The following is an 18,400-nucleotide window of genomic DNA, read 5'->3' as shown; positions in this document are numbered from 1 at the left end:
GCCGCGCCCGGGTCGGGAACGAATGTTCCGCCGGCCCCGGATGCGGTGTCCGCCGCCGTGTTCTCTGCCGTCGTCACGCGCGCAGCTCCTTGCCGGTCAGGTCCAGGAAAACGTCCTCAAGGGTGCGGCGCTCGACCGCCAGCCGGTCCGGCATGACGCCGTGCTGCGCGCACCAGGAGGTGACGGTGGCGAGCAGCTGGGGATCGACGGCGCCCTCGATCCGGTAGCTGCCCTGCGTCAGCTCGGCCGCCGCGGTGCCGTCCGGCAGCGCCTTGAGCAGCGAGACGAGGTCGAGGCCGGGGCGGCCGGTGAAGCGCAGGGTGTTCTCGGCGCCGCCCCGGCACAGCTCCTCGGGGGTGCCGTGGGCGATGGACCGGCCGTGGTCGATGATCACGACCTGGTCGGCGAGCTGTTCCGCCTCGTCCATGAAGTGGGTGGTGAGGACGACGGTGACCCCGTCGGCGCGCAGCTCCCGTACGAGATCCCAGGTGGCGCGGCGGGCCTGCGGGTCGAGCCCGGCGGTGGGCTCGTCGAGGAAGACCAGTTCCGGCCGGCCGACGACGGCCATGGCGAGCGCGAGCCGCTGCTGCTGGCCGCCGGACAGCCGGCGGTACGGGGTGCGGCCGCAGGACTCCAGGCCGAGCCGCTCGATGAGCAGCGCGGGATCCACCGGGCGGGCGTGCAGCGCGGCGGTGTGCCGCAGCATCTCCTCGGCGCGCGCCCCCGGGTACACGCCCCCGGACTGCAGCATCACTCCGATGCGCGGCCGCAGGGCGGCGCCCTCGGTGGCCGGGTCGAGGCCCAGCACCCGGACGCTCCCGGCGTCGGCGCGCCGGTAGCCCTCACAGGTTTCGACGGTGGTGGTCTTGCCCGCGCCGTTCGGCCCGAGCACGGCGGTCACCGAACCGGCCGCCACCGTCAGGTCCAGACCGTCCACCGCGGACTTGTCGCCGTACCGCTTGACCAGGCCGGCGATCTCGACCGCCGGTGACTGACTGGTGCTGCCGCTTCGCATGCCTGTGAGTCTAAGGAGCGCCGGTCGGTGCCCTGAACCCGCCCGGGGCGGGACGCCCGGCGGCCGGACGGAATGCGCGGGGAAAAGATCTTGATTCAGTAATTCCGCAGGTCAACTTAGGTTTGCCTAAGTGACGAACTCCACCGGGAGTGGAATCCGGCATGGGTTGCCGGGGCCCGATGAATTACGCAACAATGAAGTTGTGAAAAACGTCGGCGCGGCCCAGGAGGAGCAGACGACCGGGGAGCGGAGTACCCGCAACCGGGTCGCCCGGTCGATCCTGGACCACGGTCCTTCGACCACCGCCGACCTGGCGGAGCGGCTGGGCCTCACCCAGGCCGCCGTCCGCCGCCACCTGGACCATCTCGTCGCGGAGAACATCGTCGAGCCGCGTGAGCAGCGGGTCTACGGGGCACGCACCCGAGGACGCCCCGCCAAGGTCTTCTCGCTCACCGACTGCGGGCGCGACGCCTTCGACCAGGCCTACGACCAGATCGCGGCCGACGCGCTGCGCTGGATCGCGCAGTCCGCCGGCGGCGGGGAGACGGGCGATGCCGCGGTCACCGCGTTCGCCCGGGCCCGGGTCGCCAAGCAGGCGGACCGCTACCGTGCCGCCGTCGAGGCGGCGGACCCCGCCCAGCGCACCCAGGCGCTCGCCAAGGCCTTGAGTGAGGACGGGTACGCTGCTACCACCCGCAGTGCGTCGGCCGTCTCCGGCGCGCGGGAGCCCGCCGGCGAGCAGCTGTGCCAGCACCACTGCCCGGTGGCGCACATCGCCGAGGAGTTCCCGCAGCTGTGCGAGGCGGAGGCCGAGGTCTTCTCCCACGTGCTGGGAACCCACGTCCAGCGGCTGGCCACCATCGCCCACGGCGACGGCGTCTGCACGACGTACATCCCGCAGCACCCGCAACACCAGCAAAAACAGCAGGCCGGTACCGCAGTGAATACCAATACCGCAGTGAATAACGCATCCGCCAGTACGGCCGGGAGGAACCCCGCATGACTGCTCCCACGGAGACCACGCACCCGGAACTCGATGGGCTGGGCACGTACGAGTTCGGCTGGTCCGACTCGGACGCCGCCGGTACCAACGCCCGGCGTGGAATCAACGAGGATGTCGTGCGCGACATCTCCGCGAAGAAATCCGAGCCGGAGTGGATGCTGAAGCTGCGGCTCAAGGGTCTGAAACTGTTCGGCAAGAAGCCCATGCCGACCTGGGGCTCGGACCTCAGCGGCATCGATTTCGACAACATCAAGTATTTCGTGCGCTCCACCGAGAAGCAGGCCGCTTCCTGGGAGGACCTGCCCGAGGACATCAAGAACACCTATGACCGGCTGGGCATCCCGGAGGCCGAGAAGCAGCGTCTCGTCGCCGGTGTCGCCGCCCAGTACGAGTCCGAGGTCGTCTACCACCAGATCCGTGAGGACCTGGAGGAGCAGGGCGTCATCTTCCTCGACACCGACACGGCGCTGAAGCAGTACCCGGAGATGTTCCAGGAGTACTTCGGCACCGTCATCCCGGTGGGCGACAACAAGTTCGCCTCGCTGAACTCGGCCGTGTGGTCCGGCGGATCGTTCATCTACGTCCCCAAGGGCGTGCATGTCGACATCCCGCTGCAGGCCTACTTCCGTATCAACACGGAGAACATGGGCCAGTTCGAGCGGACGCTGATCATCGTCGACGAGGACGCCTACGTCCACTACGTCGAGGGCTGCACCGCGCCGATCTACTCCTCGGACTCGCTGCACAGCGCCGTGGTCGAGATCATCGTGAAGAAGGGCGGCCGCTGCCGCTACACGACCATCCAGAATTGGTCGAACAACGTCTACAACCTGGTCACCAAGCGCGCGGTCGCCTACGAGGGCGCCACGATGGAGTGGGTCGACGGCAACATCGGCTCCAAGGTGACCATGAAGTACCCGGCCGTCTACCTGATGGGCGAGCACGCCAAGGGCGAGACCCTGTCCATCGCCTTCGCGGGCGAGGGCCAGCACCAGGACGCCGGCGCGAAGATGGTGCACATGGCGCCGAACACGTCGTCCAACATCGTCTCCAAGTCCGTGGCGCGTGGCGGCGGCCGTACCTCCTACCGCGGTCTCATCGAGATCGGCGAGGGCGCGGCCGGAGCCAAGTCCAACGTGCTCTGTGACGCCCTGCTCGTCGACACGATCTCCCGCTCGGACACGTACCCGTACGTGGACGTCCGTGAGGACGATGTCTCCATGGGCCACGAGGCGACCGTCTCCAAGGTCTCCGACGACCAGCTCTTCTACCTGATGAGCCGCGGTATGACGGAGTTCGAGGCGATGGCGATGATCGTGCGCGGCTTCGTTGAGCCGATCGCGCGTGAGCTGCCGATGGAGTACGCGCTGGAGCTGAACCGCCTGATCGAGCTGCAGATGGAAGGCTCCGTCGGCTAGTACGACGTCACCGTACGGGTGCGCGAGCGCACCCGTACGGTCCGACGGCCTGTCCACCAGCGACGCGACGACGTTCATCCAGAAAGAGAGCAGTACGACAAGCCATGGCTGACAACATCCCTGCCGGCAGCACCACCGAAGGTGCCATCACGGTGGGTCACCCCGCCGATGCCCGGGTCAGCGCCGCGCCGTCCTACGACGTGGCCGACTTCCCGGTGCCGCACGGTCGCGAGGAGGAGTGGCGTTTCACTCCCCTGGAGCGGCTGCGCGGCCTGCACGACGGCACCGCGAAGGCGAACGGCGGCCTCCGGGTCGACGTGACCGCCCCCGAGGGCGTCACCGTCGAGACGGTGGACCGCACCGACGCCCGCGTCGGCAAGGCCGGCAAGCCCGCGGACCGGGTCGTGGCCCAGGCGTTCAGCTCCTTCGAGAAGGCCTCGGTCGTCTCGATCCCCAAGGACCTCGTGCTCACCGAGCCGGTCCGGATCGCTGTGCACGGCGAGGGCGGCACCGCCTACGGCCACCAGGTCATCGAGATCGGTGCCTTCGCCGAGGCGGTCGTGGTCATCGACCACACCGGTGACGCCACGCTCGCCGCCAACGTCGAGTACCTGATCGGCGACGGCGCCAAGCTCACCGTCGTCTCGGTCCAGGACTGGGACGACAGTGCGGTGCATGTCGCCCAGCACACCGCGCTGGTCGGCCGCGACGCCCGCTTCAAGTCCGTGATCGTCACCTTCGGCGGCGACCTGGTCCGGCTGCACCCGCGGGTCATCTACGGTGCCCCGGGCGGCGACGCCGAACTGTTCGGCCTGTACTTCACCGACGAGGGCCAGCACCAGGAGCACCGGCTCTTCATCGACCACGACACGCCGCACTGCCGCAGCAACGTCACGTACAAGGGCGCGCTGCAGGGCAAGGACGCGCACGCGATCTGGATCGGCGACGTCCTCATCCGCGCCGCCGCCGAGGGCACCGACACCTACGAGCTCAACCGCAACCTGATCCTCACGGACGGCGCGCGGGTCGACTCGGTCCCGAACCTGGAGATCGAGACCGGCGAGATCGCCGGTGCCGGCCACGCCTCGGCGACCGGCCGCTTCGACGACGAGCAGCTCTTCTACCTCATGTCCCGCGGCATCCCGACCATCGAGGCCCGCCGGCTGGTCGTGCGCGGCTTCTTCGGCGAGCTCGTCCAGCAGATCGGTCTGCCCGACCTCGAAGAGCGCCTGATGGCGAAGATCGACGCGGAGCTGGAGGCGTCCGTCTGATGGCCACGGCCCAGGATGCCCAAGGTTTCGTCATCGCCTGCTCGCTGAGCGAGCTGGAGGACGACACGCCCAAGCGCGTCGAGATCGGCAGTACGCCGGTGTCCGTGGTGCGCACCGAGGGCGAGGTGTTCGCGATCAACGACATCTGCTCGCACGCGAACGTCTCCCTCTCGGAGGGCGAGGTCGAGGACTGCCAGATCGAGTGCTGGCTGCACGGCTCCAGCTTCGACCTGCGTACCGGCAAGCCGTCCGGGCTGCCCGCGACGCGACCCGTACCCGTATACCCCGTAAAGATCATCGGCGACGACGTGCTCGTCTCCGTCACCCAGGAGTCCTGAGGCACCCATGGCAACGCTTGAGATCCACGACCTGCACGTCTCCGTCGAGGCCGAGAACGGCCCCCGCGAGATCCTCCGCGGCGTCGACCTGACCGTGAAGCAGGGCGAGACGCACGCCATCATGGGCCCCAACGGCTCCGGCAAGTCCACCCTGGCCTACTCGGTGGCCGGCCACCCGAAGTACACGATCACCAGTGGCACCGTCACGCTCGACGGCGAGGACATCCTCGCGATGACCGTCGACGAGCGCGCCCGCGCCGGCCTGTTCCTCGCCATGCAGTACCCGGTCGAGGTCCCCGGAGTCTCGGTCTCCAACTTCCTGCGCACCTCGGCCACCGCGATCCGCGGCGAAGCTCCCAAGCTCCGCACCTGGGTCAAGGAGGTCAAGTCCGCGATGGAGCAGCTCCAGATGGACCCGGCCTTCGCCGAGCGCAACGTCAACGAGGGCTTCTCCGGCGGTGAGAAGAAGCGCCACGAGATCCTCCAGCTGGAGCTTCTCAAGCCGAAGATCGCGATCCTGGACGAGACGGACTCCGGTCTGGACGTCGACGCGCTGCGCCAGGTCTCCGAGGGCGTCAACCGCGTCCGCGAGACCGGTGAGGTCGGCACGCTGCTGATCACCCACTACACCCGCATCCTGCGCTACATCAAGCCCGACTTCGTTCACGTCTTCTCGAACGGCCGCATCGCCGAGTCCGGCGGCGCCGAGCTGGCCGACAAGCTGGAGAACGAGGGCTACGAGGCATACAGCACGAAGGGCGGCGCTTCCGCGTGACACCACTGCATGGCCTCCTCGACACCGAGGCGATCCGCAAGGACTTCCCGATCCTGGACCGCATGGTCCACGACGGCAAGAAGATCGTGTACCTGGACAACGCTGCGACCTCGCAGAAGCCGCGCCAGGTGCTCGACGCGCTGAACGCGTACTACGAGCAGCACAACGCCAACGTCCACCGTGGCGTGCATGTGCTCGCCGAGGAGGCCACGGCGCTCTACGAGGGCGCGCGCGACAAGGTCGCCGCGTTCATCAACGCGCCGAGCCGTGACGAGGTGATCTTCACCAAGAACGCCTCGGAGTCACTCAACCTCGTCGCGAACATGCTGGGGTGGGCCGACGAGCCCTACCGGGTGGACCGCGAGACCGAGATAGTGATCACGGAGATGGAGCACCACTCCAACATCGTTCCGTGGCAGCTGCTCTCGCAGCGCACCGGTGCGAAGCTGAAGTGGTTCGGGCTGACCGACGACGGCCGGCTCGACCTCTCCGACATCGACCAGGTGATCACCGAGAAGACGAAGATCGTCTCGTTCACCCTGGTCTCCAACATCATGGGCACCATCAACCCGGTCGACGCGATCGTCCGGCGTGCCCAGGACGTCGGCGCACTGGTCCTCATCGACGCCTCGCAGGCCGCGCCGCACATGCCGCTCGACGTGCAGGCGCTCGGCGCCGACTTCGTGGCCTTCACCGGCCACAAGATGTGCGGCCCGACCGGCATCGGCGTGCTGTGGGGCCGCCAGGAGCTGCTCGAGGACCTGCCGCCGTTCCTCGGCGGCGGCGAGATGATCGAAACCGTCTCGATGCACTCCTCGACGTACGCCCCGGCGCCGCACAAGTTCGAGGCCGGCACCCCGCCGATCGCGCAGGCGGTCGGGCTGGGCGCGGCCGTGGACTATCTGACCGCGATCGGTATGGACAAGATCGAGGCCCATGAGCACGCCATCACCGAATACGCGGTGAAGCGCCTGCTGGAGGTCCCGGACCTGCGGATCATCGGCCCGACGACGGCCGAGGACCGGGGCGCCGCGATCTCGTTCGTGCTGGGTGACATCCACCCGCACGATGTGGGCCAGGTACTGGACGAACAGGGCATCGCGGTCCGCGTCGGACACCACTGCGCGCGCCCGGTCTGCCTGCGCTACGGAATTCCCGCGACCACGCGGGCGTCGTTCTATCTGTACTCCACCCCCGCGGAGGTAGACGCCCTCGTCGAGGGACTGGAGCACGTACGGAACTTCTTCGGGTGAGGGCTGACTGGTGAAGCTGGATTCGATGTACCAGGAAGTGATCCTGGACCACTACAAGCACCCGCACGGGCGTGGCCTGCGCGACGGTGACGCCGAGGTGCACCACGTCAATCCGACGTGCGGCGACGAGATCACGCTGCGGGTCAAGCTCGACGGCTCGAAGATCGTGGACGTCTCCTACGAGGGCCAGGGCTGCTCGATCAGCCAGGCCAGCGCCTCGGTGATGAACGAGCTGGTGGTCGGGCGCGAGCTGGACGAGGCGATGAAGGTCCAGGAGGTCTTCCTGGAGCTGATGCAGTCCAAGGGCAAGCTGGAGCCGGACGACGCGATGGAAGAGGTGCTGGAGGACGCTGTCGCGTTCGCCGGTGTCTCCAAGTACCCAGCGCGCGTGAAGTGCGCCCTGCTGAGCTGGATGGCGTGGAAGGACGCGACCGCACAGGCGCTGTCCGAAAGGGAGTCCGCATGACCGACAACGCAGAAGTGGCCGAGGTCGAGGCCGAGGCCGTGTCCGCAGTCACCACCAAGCCGGCTTCCGAGGAGGAGGTCCGCGAGGCGCTGTACGACGTCGTCGACCCCGAGCTGGGCATCGACGTCGTCAACCTGGGCCTGATCTACGGCATCCACGTCGACGACTCGAACGTCGCGACGCTGGACATGACGCTCACCTCGGCGGCCTGCCCGCTGACCGACGTCATCGAGGACCAGGCGCGTTCGGCGACCGACGGACTGGTCGCCGACCTCAAGATCAACTGGGTCTGGATGCCGCCGTGGGGCCCGGACAAGATCAGCGACGACGGTCGCGAGCAGCTGCGCGCGCTCGGCTTCAACATCGGCTGAGCACGCACCGCACCACCGGTACCACCGGACGGCCCGCACGCCTCGCGCGTGCGGGCCGTCCGCCGTTGTTCGCCGGATGTATGCCCTGCGGGGGTCCCTCGTTGTCGGCCGTGCCCGAGGGTTTGCCACGACATCAGCGACGTCGAAGGGCACTCCTCGTGCAGCCTTACGTTTCCCCGTCCGTCCGCAGGGCCGGTCTGGCCGCGGGTGCGGCTCTCGCCCTGGGCGCCATGGGCCTCGCCGCTCCCGCCCCCGCGCACGCCGCGAGCTACGGCACGCCGGTCATCACGCTGTCCGCCGCGTACCTGTCGGGTGCCGTCGGTGCGACCGGCGACCCGGTGGTCACCGCGACGGTCTCGCAGAGCGGCGCCGACGCCTCGGCGCTCACGGTGGCCGCCTCGGCCAGCTCGAAGTCCGCCGTCGCGGGCACGGGCGACGTCACGGTGACGGGGACCGGCGGGGCCCGCCGGGTCGCGGTGGCCGCGCACGGCTCCGGCTACACCGATCTGACGCTGAAGGTCACCGGTCTCGGCGGCAAGACCGCGACCAAGACGCTGCACTACGCGGCCTCGCCGGCGGTCCAGTTCGCGGCGGACACCCGCTACTTCACCGGTTCGAGTGACGCCTCGGCCGCGGTGGACGTCGGCGGCGGCTACGCCGTCGTGGCCGACGACGAGTCCAACACGCTGCGGCTGTACGACCGCGCCGCATCCGGGGCGCCGGTGCACACCTGGGACTTCAGCTCCTCGCTCGGCGTCTCCAAGGAGATCGACATCGAGGCGGCGGCCCGGGTCGGCAACACGATCTACTGGACCGGCTCGCTGGGCAACAACAAGGACGGCGAGATCAAGCCCGACCGCGCCACGCTGTTCACCACGACGGTGACCGGCTCGGGCGCGAGCACCCAGCTCGCGCTGGGCGGCAAGTACAAGGACCTGCGCGCCGACCTGATCGCCTGGGACAAGGCCAACGGCGACCACTACGGCTTCGCGGCCGGCGCCGCCTCGGGCGAAGTGCCCAAGCAGATCGACGGGTTCAACGTCGAGGGCCTGGAGTTCGCGCCCGGCAGCACCACCACCGCGTACATCGGCTTCCGCGCCCCGCTGGCCCCGCACGTGCCGGGCGGCAAGGCGCTGATCGTGCCGGTCACCAACATCGACAAGGTGATCACCGGCACCAAGGCCGTCTTCGGCGCCCCGATCGAGCTCGACCTGGGCGGCCTCAGCATCCGCGACATCCGCAAGAACGCCGCCGACCAGTATCTGATCGTGGCCGGCTCCTGGGCCGCCGACGACAACAGCGACCCGTACGCGCTGTACTCGTGGGACGGCGTCCCGGGCCACGCCCCGGTCCAGCGGGTCCAGTTGCCGACCACCGACGCGGGCGGCTGGGAGGCCGTCGTGGACGTCCCGGACCTGACCGTGCCGGGCGCCCGCGCGCAGCTCGTCACCGACGACGGTTCGGCCGACCTGTACGGCGACGGCACCGACGCGAAGGACCTCACGCACGCGGAGTGGAAGAAGTCCCGCGCGACCTGGTTCACGGTGAGCTGACCCGGCCGCCGGTTCCGACTCATGTGTACGGGCGTACGCATCGTTGCGTACGCTGGTACACATGGGGTACATCATGCTGGGCGGCGCCATCATCGCCGAGATACTCGGAACCACCGCGATGAAGTACAGCGACGGCTTCAGCAGGCTGTGGCCGTCGGCGATCACGGTCACCGGCTACGTCATCGCCTTCGCGCTGCTCGCGCAGACGTTGAAGACGGTCGAGGTCGGGACCGCGTACGCGATCTGGGCGGGCGTCGGCACCGCGATGATCGCGGCGATCGGGATGGTCTTCCTGGGGGAGGCGGCGAACGCCGCGAAGGTCCTCGGGGTGCTGCTGGTGATCGCGGGCGTCATCGTGCTCAACCTCGGCGGGTCGCACTGATGGCCCGCCGCTACGACCCCGACCGGCGCCGCCGCATCATCGACGCCGCGATCCGGGTGGTCGGCGAACGCGGCATCGCCGGGCTCAGCCACCGCTCGGTCGCCGCCGAGGCGGACGTCCCCCTCGGCTCGACCACGTACCACTTCGCGACCCTCGACGACCTGCTCGTCGCCGCCCTCCGCCAGGCCAACGAGGGCTTCGCCCAGTCCATCAAGGACAGCCCGCTCTTCGCGGATCCGAGTTCCGGGCCGGGGGCCGGGCCGGGCTCAGAGCCGGGCCCAGGGCCGGTAGCCGGGCCGGGGGACGGGCTGGAATCCCGGGTCGAACCGGCCACGCCGGCCGCTGTCGCGGACGAGCTGTCCCGGCTGCTGGAGGTGTGGCTCTCGGGCGACCGGACCCTGATCGAGCTGGACTACGACCTCTACCTCGCGGCCCTGCGCCGCGAGGCGGTCCGCCCCATCGCGGCGGAATGGGTCGACCAGGCCACCACCCTCCTCGCCACCCACACCGACCCGGCCACCGCCCGCGCCCTGATCGCCCTCATCGACGGCATCTGCCTCCAGGTCCTCCTGACCGGAGGCACCTACGACCGCGCCTACGCCCGCGAAATGTTCGGCCGCCTGCTCGGCTGACGCTCCGGTCGGTGCGGTGTCAGGGCCGGCTGTGGGTGCGGACGGTGGTCAGGGCGGTGTCGATGCTCTGGGTGATGTCGGTGATCGGGTAGATCACCTCGCGGATGACGCGGTCGGCGTCGATGACCAGGGTGAGGCGTTTGAGGCGGGTGGTGCCGCCGGCGCGGAAGGTGGGGAGGCGGAGGGCGGCGGTGAGGGTGAGGTCCGCGTCCGAGAGGAGCGGGAAGCGCAGGCGCTCCTTGGCGGCGAAGGCGCGCTGCTCGTCCGGGCGCTGGCCGCTGACGCCGTGCACCGCGGCCCCCGCCGCGGTGAAATCGGCGAGGCGGTCGCGGTAGGTGCACGATTCGAGGGTGCAGCCCGTCGCGCCCGGGATGCCGGCCCACCCCGGAGGGTAGGACTCGGGGCGGGCGTACGCGCCGGGAAAGCAGTACAGGACGGTGAACGCGGCGTCCGCGACCGGGTCGTGGGCCATGCCGTCCGCCCCGGGAAGGGTCAGTCGCGGCACCCGGGTGCCGATCAGGTCGTGGACGCGTCCGGCCTCGCGGGAGCCCTCGGCCGCGGTGGCGGTGGTGACGGGGGGCTCTCCGTCCCCGAGGATCCAGGCGTCGCCCCAGTCCTGGAGGGCGACCAGCACGGGCAGCAGCGCCCGGCCGCGCGGCGTCAGCCGGTACTCGTGGCGGACCGGCCGTTCCTGATAGGGCTCGCGGGCCAGCACCCCGGCGTCGACCAGCAGTTTCAGCCGTTCGGCGAGCACCTTGCGGGACATGCCGAGTTCGCGCTGCAGCTCGTCGAAGCGGTGCACGCCGCGGGCGCAGTCCCGGACGATCAGCAGCGTCCACCAGTCGCCGACCACGTCCAGAGCCTGGGCGATGGCACAGTTCGCGTCCCCGAGGTCGGTTCGCCGGGCCATGCGACACCCCCTGTCCTCCGGTCCGTTCCGGATACGCCGTTGACCGTGGCGTCCCATCCTGCCATGGTCAGTTCCCATAAGGAACTCATTCGGGTGGGGAGACGGCATGGCGAGCGGGGCGCGGGGCGGCGGCGGGATACGGGGCGGCGCGATACGGGACGTACCGAAGGTCGTGTGGCTGCTGGCCGCGGGGACGTTCGTCAACATGCTCGTCAGCTTCACCTTCGTGTACCTCTTCGTGTACCTGACCGGTCAGCGCGGGCTCGGCGTGCCGCAGGCCGGGCTCATCGCGGGCGCGGGCGGTATCGGTCTGGTCGCAGGCAACTTCACCGGCGGCTGGTTCGGGGACCACTACGGCCACCGCCGCACCATGCTCGCCGGAGCGTTCGTCTCCGGCCTCGGACTCGTCGCGCTGCCCGTCCTGCCGACGCCCGCCCTGATCCTGGTGCTGCCGCTGTGCCAGTACGCGAGCGGCACCGTCCGCGCCGCGAACGCCGCGCTCGTCGCGGTCTCCGTACCCGAGGGGGCGCGGCGGCAGGGCTTCGCCGTCCACCGTTTCGCGGCCAACGCCGGCTTCACCGTGGGTCCGCCGCTCGGCGCGCTGCTCGCCGCGCACTTCTCGTACGGCTGGCTCTTCGTGGCCGACGGCCTCGGCACCCTGGCCTTCGCCGGCTACGCGGCCCGCGTCCTGCCGGCGCACGTCGCACGCCGCCACCGGGCCTCCGTGCCGGCGGACGCCCCCGGGCTGTGGACGGCGCTGCGCGCCCGTCCCGCCGTCCTCGTCCTGCTCGCCGCGATCGTCGTCGTCGACACCGTCTACCGGCAGCAGTACTCGACCCTGCCGGTCTTCCTCGCCGACCACGGCATCGGCACCGGCGTCTACGGCTGGCTGCTCGCCCTCAACGGCGGTCTGATCCTCTGCCTGGAACTGCCGGCCGCCGTCGGGCTGCGCAAGCGCGCGCCCCTGAAGATCATCGGCGCCGGGCTGGTCCTCGTCGGAGCCGGCTTCGGCGGCCTCGCCGCCGGCGCGTACATCGCGACCGCCGTGCTCATGATGCTGCTGGTCACCGGCGGCGAGATCCTCTACAAGACCCCCGCCTCGGCCTATGTCGCCGACAGCTCGCCCGCGCACCTCCAGGGCCGCTTCCAGAGCCTGTACGCCGGCGCCTCGATCAGCGGCGCCGTCCTGGGCCCGCCGCTCGGCGGCGCGCTGTACTCGGCGGCGCCGGGGCTGCTCTGGCCGGTGTGCGGCGCGCTCGCCGCGCTGGCCGGGGCGGCGGTGCTGACGGCGGGGGCGCGGGAGCGGCGGTCCATGGACAAGGCACTCGTGTCGTCGCCGTCCCCTTCGCCGTCCTCGTCACCGTCCTCGTCACCGTCCCCGTCGCCGGTCCCGAGCGAGATCCAGACCTGACCGCCTTCCTCCCGGCACCCTCGGCCACGACGCCTCCGGCGGAAACCCGGTTCCGCATGCCGGGCCGGTTGGGCATCGGGCGTGACCAGCGGCTAGCGTGCGAGGCATGACTGACACGACCGCTTCGACCGTTAACCGCTCCACCGGCGCCGTTGCCGCCGGCCTTGCCACCATCGCCGATGACGGCACGGTCCTGGACACCTGGTACCCCGCCCCCGAGCTCGTCGCCGACCCCGGTCCGGCCGGCACCGAGCGGCTGACCGCCGAGCGCGCCGCCGAGCTGCTGGGCGCCGCCGCGCCGAAGGCGCTCGGGCCGGACCCGCGCCGCGGGGTGGAGGTCGTCGCCGTACGTACCGTCATCGCCTCGACCGACGACAAGCCGCTCGACGCGCACGACGCCTACCTGCGCCTGCACCTGCTCAGCCACCGTCTGGTGCGCCCCAACGGGCAGAACCTGGAAGGCCTGTTCGGGCTGCTCGCCAATGTCGCCTGGACCTCCATCGGCCCGGTACCGATCGCCGGGATCGAGGCCGCGCGCCTCGCCGCCCGCGGTGAGGGCCTGCACCTCTCCGTCTACGGCGTCGACAAGTTCCCGCGTATGACGGACTACGTCACCCCCGCCGGCGTCCGTATCGCCGACGCCGACCGTGTCCGCCTCGGCGCCCACCTCGCCGCGGGCACCACCGTCATGCACGAGGGCTTCTGCAACTTCAACGCCGGAACGCTCGGCACCTCCATGGTCGAGGGCCGGATCTCGCAGGGCGTCGTCATCGGCAACGGTTCCGACATCGGCGGCGGCGCGTCGATCATGGGCACCCTCTCCGGCGGCGGCAAGGAGGTCGTCTCCATCGGCGAGCGCTGCCTGCTCGGCGCCGAGTCCGGCATCGGCATCGCGCTCGGTGACGACTGCATCGTCGAGGCCGGCCTGTACGTCACCGCCGGCACCCGCGTGACGCTCCCGGACGGCCGGATCGTCAAGGCCCTGGAGCTCTCCGGAGCCGACAACATCCTCTTCCGCCGCAACTCCACCACCGGCACGGTCGAGGTCCTGCAGCGCACCGGCTCGTGGGGCGGCCTCAACGAGCTGCTGCACAGCCACAACTGACGCACCGGAACAGCGGACAGCGCGACGGCCGGCCCCTTCACCACCGGGGGCCGGCCGTTCCGCATGCGGTATCAGCGGTAGATGTTGTCGGCGTAGCGGGGGCCGTAGTAGGCCTCCAGGTCCGCCAGCTCCTCGTCCTTGCGTTCCAGGCTCTTCGCGATCCGGGCCCGGGACGGCGCCGCGTCCGGGTTCCAGGCCTCGTGCTTCCAGAGCGCGGAGCGCAGCAGCGACTTCGAGCAGTGGTGGAAGACCTCCTCGATGTCGACGACGAGCGCGAACTGCGGGCGGTGGCCCTTCACGATCATGTCGTCGAAGAACGCGGCGTCACGGACCAGCCGGGCGCGGCCGTTGATGCGGAGCGTGTCGCCGCGTCCCGGGATCAGATAGACCAGGCCGACGTGCGGGTTGGCCAGGATGTTGTGGAAGCCGTCGGCCCTGCGGTTCCCCGACCGCTCCGGGAGGGCGATCGTGGTGTCGTCGAGGACCAGCGTGAACCCGGCGGGGTCGCCCTTGGGGGAGACATCGCAGTTGCCGTCCGCGTCCGAGGTGGCGACCAGGCAGAAGGGCGAGGCGGCCAGCCACGCCTTGTCGTGCTCGTGCAGACTCGGCCGCTCCTTCGTCGCGTCCCGCCGCGACGGCTCCCCGAGCAGCTCCCGCAGTTCCGCCGCCGACGTGATCTCCCGCATCTCCAACGCCCCCTGTGAGTTCCACCGAGGAACCCACACGCTACCGGAGCCCTCCTCGACGAGGAGGGCGCGGGGCGCCCGCCGAAACCGGCGGGCGCCCCGGACCTCACGCTGCTACGGACCTCATGCCGCAACGGAGCTCATACCGCTACCGGCGCATGCCGTTACGGGCGGACGCGGACGACCTGCGGGTCGTGGTCGCTCGCCTGGTCGGCGAACTCGGAGTTGATGTGGACGACGTCGTAGTCGGGCGAGCCGAGGGAGGGGCTGACGAGGATGTGGTCCAGCACCTGCGAGTTGCCCTGGAAGACGTACGAGTAGCGCTCGCTGGGACGCAGCGTCAGGACGAGGTCCTTGAGCGCGCGGCCCTCGGTGAGGCGCAGGCCGGCGGCGGAGAACTCGTAGTCGTTGATGTCGCCGAGGACGACGACCCGGGCGTCCTTCTGGACCGCCTGGATCTGCCGTACGAAGGTGTTGACCTGGACGGACTGCTGCAGGCGCTTCGTCTCGGAGCTGCGCACCACCGGCTGGGTGCGGCTGGTCAGCGGGCTGTCGCCGCCCTTGGAGGCGAAGTGGTTGGCGATGACGATGACGGGCTTGCCGCGGAAGGTGAACTCACCGGCGAGCGGCTTGCGGCTGTCGGCCCAGGCGCTGTCGCCGGGGGCGATCCGGCCGGGGGAGACGCTGAGCGCGGCCTTGCCGTGGATGCTGGAGACCCAGACGGGGGTGGTGGCGTTGCCACCGGGGCGGTCGGTGAAGGAGACCCGCGCCGGGTTGTAGAGGAACGCCTGGCGGATGTTGCCGCCGGGCTCGCCGCCGTCGGTCCCGTTCGTCGGGTCGATGGAGCGCCACTGGTAGCGCGGGCCGCCGGCGGCGACGATCGCGTCGATGAACTTGTTCACCGTTTGGTCGGCGGCGACCGTACCGTCGTTGACGGCGCCGTTGTTGTCCTGGATCTCCTCCAGGGCGACGATGTCGGGTGAGGCGAGGTGCGTGACGACGCCGACGGCGAGCCGGTCGAACTTGGTCTGCGGGTCGGACGGGTCCAGGTTCTCGACGTTGTACGTCGCGACCGCCAGCTCGTCCTTCTTCTGCTTGCGCGTCGTCTCCGGCTGCAGACCGCCGGAGGTGACCGTGCCGATGGTGCGCGCGGTGAGGGTGTAGCCGCCGAACTGGTTGAAGTCCAGCGGGCCCTCGGTGGTGCCGGTGAGCACATCGCCGACGTTCGCGGTCGGGAAGGGCTGCTGGGCGGTCGGGATCAGGGACTGGATCTGCAGCCGGCCGGAGTTCTGGTTCGCGTAGGCGCCGTAGACGGTGCCGCCGCGCGGGGTCGGGTTCTCCTTGGGTCTGACCGTCACCCACAGCTCGGAGTACGGGTCGGTGGCGCCGACCACGCGGGTGTCGGCGACCTGGACGTTCATCCCTTCCAGGGATTCGTACAGGTCCAGTGCGTACGTCGCGGGCCGCAGCGGCAGCGCCTCGATGCTGTTGGCGGCCGCCGCGTCGCCGGTCGGGGCGTACGCGGCGGGGACGGCGGCGCTGTTCAGCACCACCGGGGCGGGCAGCGCGTTGCCGGAGGAGACGACGGTCACCACCGGCTTGGTGATCTCGGTGACGGACTGGTCGCCGATGGTCTTGCCGCCCGGGTAGTACTCGCTGACCGTGCCGGAGACCGTCACCGAGTCACCGACCGCCACCGTGGGGTTGGAGCTGGTGAAGACGAAGACGCCTTCGCTGGTCGCCGGGTCCGCGTCCGGTGTCGGGTCCTGCATCCAGAAGCCCTTGGAGGAGCCGTAGGCGCGGACACCGGTGACGATGCCGGGCACCGCGGTCACGGCCTGGCCGGACAGCGGGGACAGCCGGGTGGCGCCCTGGAGGTCGTGAATGCGCACGCCGTCGGCGGCGGTCGTGTTCGCGGTCGCGGACTGCGGCATGGCCAGCAGTCCGGCCGCGAGCGCGGCGGTGGCTATGGCGCCGATGGAGCGAGGGGTGGTCAACGTGGCCTCCGTGAGGGATACGGGCGAGCGCGTCACTGATGTGCGATCAACGGTCTCCGGTACAAGTTCTACGCGCGTCAATTTCCTTGTACGGCATGTGTGTTGTCAAGAGCCGGACAACGGACGAAAAGGGAACGAACCTTGACCGGAAGGTGAACCGGACGTGCCGCGTGCCGACGCGTCTAGGCTGGGTTCGCGCTGCCCCACCGGCGCGGCGCTGTCACCCCCCACCGCTGTTGAGGAGAACCCCGCCATGGCCGCTGACCGCCTCGCCCTGCCGCCGGTGCGGCTGCTTCCCGAGGACGAGCTGGCTCGGCTCGCGCTCGCCGTACCGCTGCTCGAGCGTGCGGTCCGGCTGGCCCGCTGGGCCGGTCCCGACACCCGGGTCGACGTCATGGGCGAGCTGACGGAGGACGACCGGCTGCGCGCGGCGGCCGAACTCGGCCTCACCGCCGACCAGGACGGCCTGGCCGAGACCTCGCAGGCCTGGGGCATCGCCCTCGACACCGGCATGGTCGAGCTGGAGATCGACGAGGCCGCAGGCGAGGCCACGGAGCCCGGCGACCCCGCGGGCACCGCACTGCCCGGCGAGGCGCTCTCGCAACTGACCGCCGGTGAGCCGCAGGACGTCCTGGAGGTCTGGCTCGCCACCGCGGAGGCCGCCCTCGCCGAGGCCGCCTCTCCGGACTTCGAGGGGCTGCGCGCCGCCATCGGCGGCGACCAGGACGACGACGGGGTCCTGGACCTCGACGCGCTGGACTGGGACCCGGAGGAGGAGGCCGAGTTCCTCGACACGGCGCTCGCCAACCTGTACGCGTACAGCGCGATGGAGGAGGCCGGGTACGAGTCCGTGCCGCTGCCCGTCCTGGCGGCCTCGCTCGTCGTCCCCGAGGACATGGACGAGCCGACGGACGCCGTCCTCGAGGAGGTCACCGAGGTCATGATGCGGCTGGACGACCACTTCCGGCTGCTCGCCCCCACCGGCCTGATCGAGTACCGGCCGGTCGACGACGCGCTCATCGAGGAGACCGACGAGGACGGGAGCGCGGGCGACGAGGCCCTGCCGGCCGAACTCGACCCGGAGGAGATCTCCCGCTACGGCCTGGTCCGGCTCACCCCGCTCGGGGTGTTCGGCGTCCGCGCCCGGCTGCTCGACGCGGGCGCCCACGCCCCCGCCACCGGCGACCTCGCCGACCGGACCGCGGCCGTGCTCCTGGACGCGATGACCGACTACCCGGACCAGGCGGCCCGCGCCGAGGCCGAACTGTGGCTCGACGGCCGCAAGCCCGACGAAGCGGCGCGCGAGCTGCTCATCGCGTCCACCGGCGACGACCTGGGCGCGCCCGGCCGCCGGCTGATGTGCCAGCAGACCCTCGGCCTGCTCGGCCCGGACGCCGAACCCGCGCTGCGCGAGGTGCTCGACGACCGCCGGCTCGGCGGGCTGGCCCGGGTGTGGCTCACCGAGCGCGGAGCGCAGGACGTGCCGGCGCCGGACGAGGCGATGGTGTTCTGGCTGACCGTCGACACCCTGGCCGCGCAGCTCGACTCGGACCACGGCCCCGAGCTGCTCGCCGAACTCGTGACCGGCCTCGTCGCCCAGCACGACGGCTTCTTCGACGCGGTGTGGCGCGTCGACCACCCGGCCACGTCGGACGTCCTGGAGGCGATGGGACGGCTGCACCCCGACAAGGCGGTCGCCAAGACCGCCCGCAAGGCCGCGTTCAAGGCCCGCTCCAAGGCGAGTGGCTGAGACGGCAGATGCCGCACGGGCGCCGCACCAGGTGGTGCGGCGCCCGTTGGACCGAGCAGCGCCG

Annotated in this window: 18 protein-coding genes; 14 read left to right on the top strand and 4 right to left on the bottom strand. The window is 70.7% G+C overall.

Annotated elements, in window-relative coordinates:
• Positions 1-73: 73 nt before the first annotated feature.
• A complete protein-coding gene (locus tag C8250_RS13465; protein WP_138356347.1) occupies positions 74-1,015 on the bottom strand; it encodes an ABC transporter ATP-binding protein in 942 nt (313 codons plus the stop codon).
• Between the two features lie 202 nt (positions 1,016-1,217).
• On the opposite strand from C8250_RS13465, the gene C8250_RS13460 reads away from it, so the two are divergent.
• The 11 genes from C8250_RS13460 (at position 1,218) to C8250_RS13410 (ending at position 10,477) form a co-directional block, all read left to right on the top strand.
• Entirely contained in the window at positions 1,218-2,018 is an 801-nt protein-coding gene (locus tag C8250_RS13460; protein ID WP_244809126.1) for a MarR family transcriptional regulator, read from the top strand.
• Entirely contained in the window at positions 2,015-3,436 is a 1,422-nt protein-coding gene (gene sufB, locus C8250_RS13455) for a Fe-S cluster assembly protein SufB (protein ID WP_138356348.1), read from the top strand. Before C8250_RS13460 ends, sufB begins: the two co-directional genes overlap by 4 nt.
• Before the next feature lie 104 nt (positions 3,437-3,540).
• Positions 3,541-4,707 (top strand): Fe-S cluster assembly protein SufD, encoded by a 1,167-nt coding sequence (sufD, locus tag C8250_RS13450; protein WP_138356349.1) that lies wholly within the window; start codon positions 3,541-3,543, stop codon positions 4,705-4,707.
• Positions 4,707-5,045, top strand: a complete 339-nt coding sequence (locus tag C8250_RS13445) for a non-heme iron oxygenase ferredoxin subunit (protein WP_138356350.1) — start codon at positions 4,707-4,709, stop codon at positions 5,043-5,045. Before sufD ends, C8250_RS13445 begins: the two co-directional genes overlap by 1 nt.
• Positions 5,046-5,052: 7 nt before the next feature.
• The gene (sufC, locus tag C8250_RS13440; RefSeq protein WP_138356351.1) at positions 5,053-5,820 is read left to right on the top strand and encodes a Fe-S cluster assembly ATPase SufC; all 768 of its coding nucleotides are present in this window, start codon (positions 5,053-5,055) and stop codon (positions 5,818-5,820) included.
• On the top strand, positions 5,817-7,073 hold the full coding sequence (locus tag C8250_RS13435; RefSeq protein ID WP_138356352.1) for a cysteine desulfurase: 1,257 nt from the start codon (positions 5,817-5,819) through the stop codon (positions 7,071-7,073). The genes sufC and C8250_RS13435 overlap by 4 nt, the downstream gene beginning before the upstream one ends.
• Positions 7,074-7,083: 10 nt before the next feature.
• Positions 7,084-7,539 (top strand): Fe-S cluster assembly sulfur transfer protein SufU, encoded by a 456-nt coding sequence (gene sufU / locus C8250_RS13430; RefSeq protein WP_138356353.1) that lies wholly within the window; start codon positions 7,084-7,086, stop codon positions 7,537-7,539.
• A complete protein-coding gene (locus C8250_RS13425; RefSeq protein WP_138356354.1) occupies positions 7,536-7,910 on the top strand; it encodes a metal-sulfur cluster assembly factor in 375 nt (124 codons plus the stop codon). The genes sufU and C8250_RS13425 overlap by 4 nt, the downstream gene beginning before the upstream one ends.
• 230 nt (positions 7,911-8,140) lie before the next feature.
• Positions 8,141-9,463, top strand: a complete 1,323-nt coding sequence (locus C8250_RS13420) for a hypothetical protein (protein ID WP_138356368.1) — start codon at positions 8,141-8,143, stop codon at positions 9,461-9,463.
• A 61-nt stretch (positions 9,464-9,524) separates the two neighbouring features.
• Positions 9,525-9,845 (top strand): multidrug efflux SMR transporter, encoded by a 321-nt coding sequence (locus tag C8250_RS13415; protein WP_138356355.1) that lies wholly within the window; start codon positions 9,525-9,527, stop codon positions 9,843-9,845.
• Entirely contained in the window at positions 9,845-10,477 is a 633-nt protein-coding gene (locus C8250_RS13410; RefSeq protein WP_138356356.1) for a TetR family transcriptional regulator, read from the top strand. Before C8250_RS13415 ends, C8250_RS13410 begins: the two co-directional genes overlap by 1 nt.
• Before the next feature lie 19 nt (positions 10,478-10,496).
• On the opposite strand, the gene C8250_RS13405 is transcribed toward C8250_RS13410, so the two are convergent.
• Complete coding sequence (locus C8250_RS13405; RefSeq protein ID WP_138356357.1) at positions 10,497-11,387, bottom strand: winged helix-turn-helix transcriptional regulator; 891 nt, start codon at positions 11,385-11,387, stop codon at positions 10,497-10,499.
• Between the two features lie 106 nt (positions 11,388-11,493).
• On the opposite strand from C8250_RS13405, the gene C8250_RS13400 reads away from it, so the two are divergent.
• Together C8250_RS13400 and dapD are read left to right on the top strand one after the other, a co-directional pair.
• On the top strand, positions 11,494-12,798 hold the full coding sequence (locus tag C8250_RS13400; protein ID WP_138356358.1) for an MFS transporter: 1,305 nt from the start codon (positions 11,494-11,496) through the stop codon (positions 12,796-12,798).
• Between the two features lie 106 nt (positions 12,799-12,904).
• Positions 12,905-13,903 carry a 2,3,4,5-tetrahydropyridine-2,6-dicarboxylate N-succinyltransferase gene (gene dapD, locus C8250_RS13395; RefSeq protein ID WP_138356359.1) on the top strand — a complete coding sequence of 333 codons (999 nt, stop codon included), beginning with the start codon at positions 12,905-12,907 and terminating at the stop codon, positions 13,901-13,903.
• A gap of 71 nt (positions 13,904-13,974) precedes the next feature.
• Here dapD and C8250_RS13390 read toward each other — a convergent pair whose 3' ends face one another.
• Both C8250_RS13390 and C8250_RS13385 read right to left on the bottom strand, forming a co-directional pair.
• On the bottom strand, positions 13,975-14,589 hold the full coding sequence (locus C8250_RS13390) for a pyridoxamine 5'-phosphate oxidase family protein (RefSeq protein WP_138356360.1): 615 nt from the start codon (positions 14,587-14,589) through the stop codon (positions 13,975-13,977).
• A gap of 164 nt (positions 14,590-14,753) precedes the next feature.
• A complete protein-coding gene (locus C8250_RS13385; RefSeq protein WP_306664945.1) occupies positions 14,754-16,586 on the bottom strand; it encodes an endonuclease/exonuclease/phosphatase family protein in 1,833 nt (610 codons plus the stop codon).
• A 253-nt stretch (positions 16,587-16,839) separates the two neighbouring features.
• Here C8250_RS13385 and C8250_RS13380 point away from each other — a divergent pair, with 253 nt between their 5' ends.
• Positions 16,840-18,336 carry a hypothetical protein gene (locus C8250_RS13380; protein WP_138356361.1) on the top strand — a complete coding sequence of 499 codons (1,497 nt, stop codon included), beginning with the start codon at positions 16,840-16,842 and terminating at the stop codon, positions 18,334-18,336.
• Positions 18,337-18,400: the final 64 nt, after the last annotated feature.

This window comes from Streptomyces sp. So13.3, assembly GCF_005860785.2.
Taxonomy (GTDB): domain Bacteria; phylum Actinomycetota; class Actinomycetes; order Streptomycetales; family Streptomycetaceae; genus Actinacidiphila; species Actinacidiphila fildesensis.
The sequence above is the reverse complement of the archived record's forward strand: the minus strand, read 5'-3'. Positions and strand labels throughout refer to the sequence as shown.

Excerpts from the sequence above, each read along its gene's own strand:
- C8250_RS13465 (WP_138356347.1), bottom strand. The coding sequence starts at position 1,015 with ATGCGAAGCGGCAGCACCAGTCAGTCACCGGCGGTCGAGATCGCCGGC.
- sufB (WP_138356348.1), top strand. The coding sequence starts at position 2,015 with ATGACTGCTCCCACGGAGACCACGCACCCGGAACTCGATGGGCTGGGC.
- sufD (WP_138356349.1), top strand. The coding sequence starts at position 3,541 with ATGGCTGACAACATCCCTGCCGGCAGCACCACCGAAGGTGCCATCACG.
- C8250_RS13445 (WP_138356350.1), top strand. The coding sequence starts at position 4,707 with ATGGCCACGGCCCAGGATGCCCAAGGTTTCGTCATCGCCTGCTCGCTG.
- sufC (WP_138356351.1), top strand. The coding sequence starts at position 5,053 with ATGGCAACGCTTGAGATCCACGACCTGCACGTCTCCGTCGAGGCCGAG.
- C8250_RS13425 (WP_138356354.1), top strand. The coding sequence starts at position 7,536 with ATGACCGACAACGCAGAAGTGGCCGAGGTCGAGGCCGAGGCCGTGTCC.
- C8250_RS13420 (WP_138356368.1), top strand. The coding sequence starts at position 8,141 with ATGGGCCTCGCCGCTCCCGCCCCCGCGCACGCCGCGAGCTACGGCACG.
- C8250_RS13415 (WP_138356355.1), top strand. The coding sequence starts at position 9,525 with ATGGGGTACATCATGCTGGGCGGCGCCATCATCGCCGAGATACTCGGA.
- C8250_RS13410 (WP_138356356.1), top strand. The coding sequence starts at position 9,845 with ATGGCCCGCCGCTACGACCCCGACCGGCGCCGCCGCATCATCGACGCC.
- C8250_RS13405 (WP_138356357.1), bottom strand. The coding sequence starts at position 11,387 with ATGGCCCGGCGAACCGACCTCGGGGACGCGAACTGTGCCATCGCCCAG.
- C8250_RS13400 (WP_138356358.1), top strand. The coding sequence starts at position 11,494 with ATGGCGAGCGGGGCGCGGGGCGGCGGCGGGATACGGGGCGGCGCGATA.
- dapD (WP_138356359.1), top strand. The coding sequence starts at position 12,905 with ATGACTGACACGACCGCTTCGACCGTTAACCGCTCCACCGGCGCCGTT.
- C8250_RS13390 (WP_138356360.1), bottom strand. The coding sequence starts at position 14,589 with ATGCGGGAGATCACGTCGGCGGCGGAACTGCGGGAGCTGCTCGGGGAG.
- C8250_RS13380 (WP_138356361.1), top strand. The coding sequence starts at position 16,840 with ATGGCCGCTGACCGCCTCGCCCTGCCGCCGGTGCGGCTGCTTCCCGAG.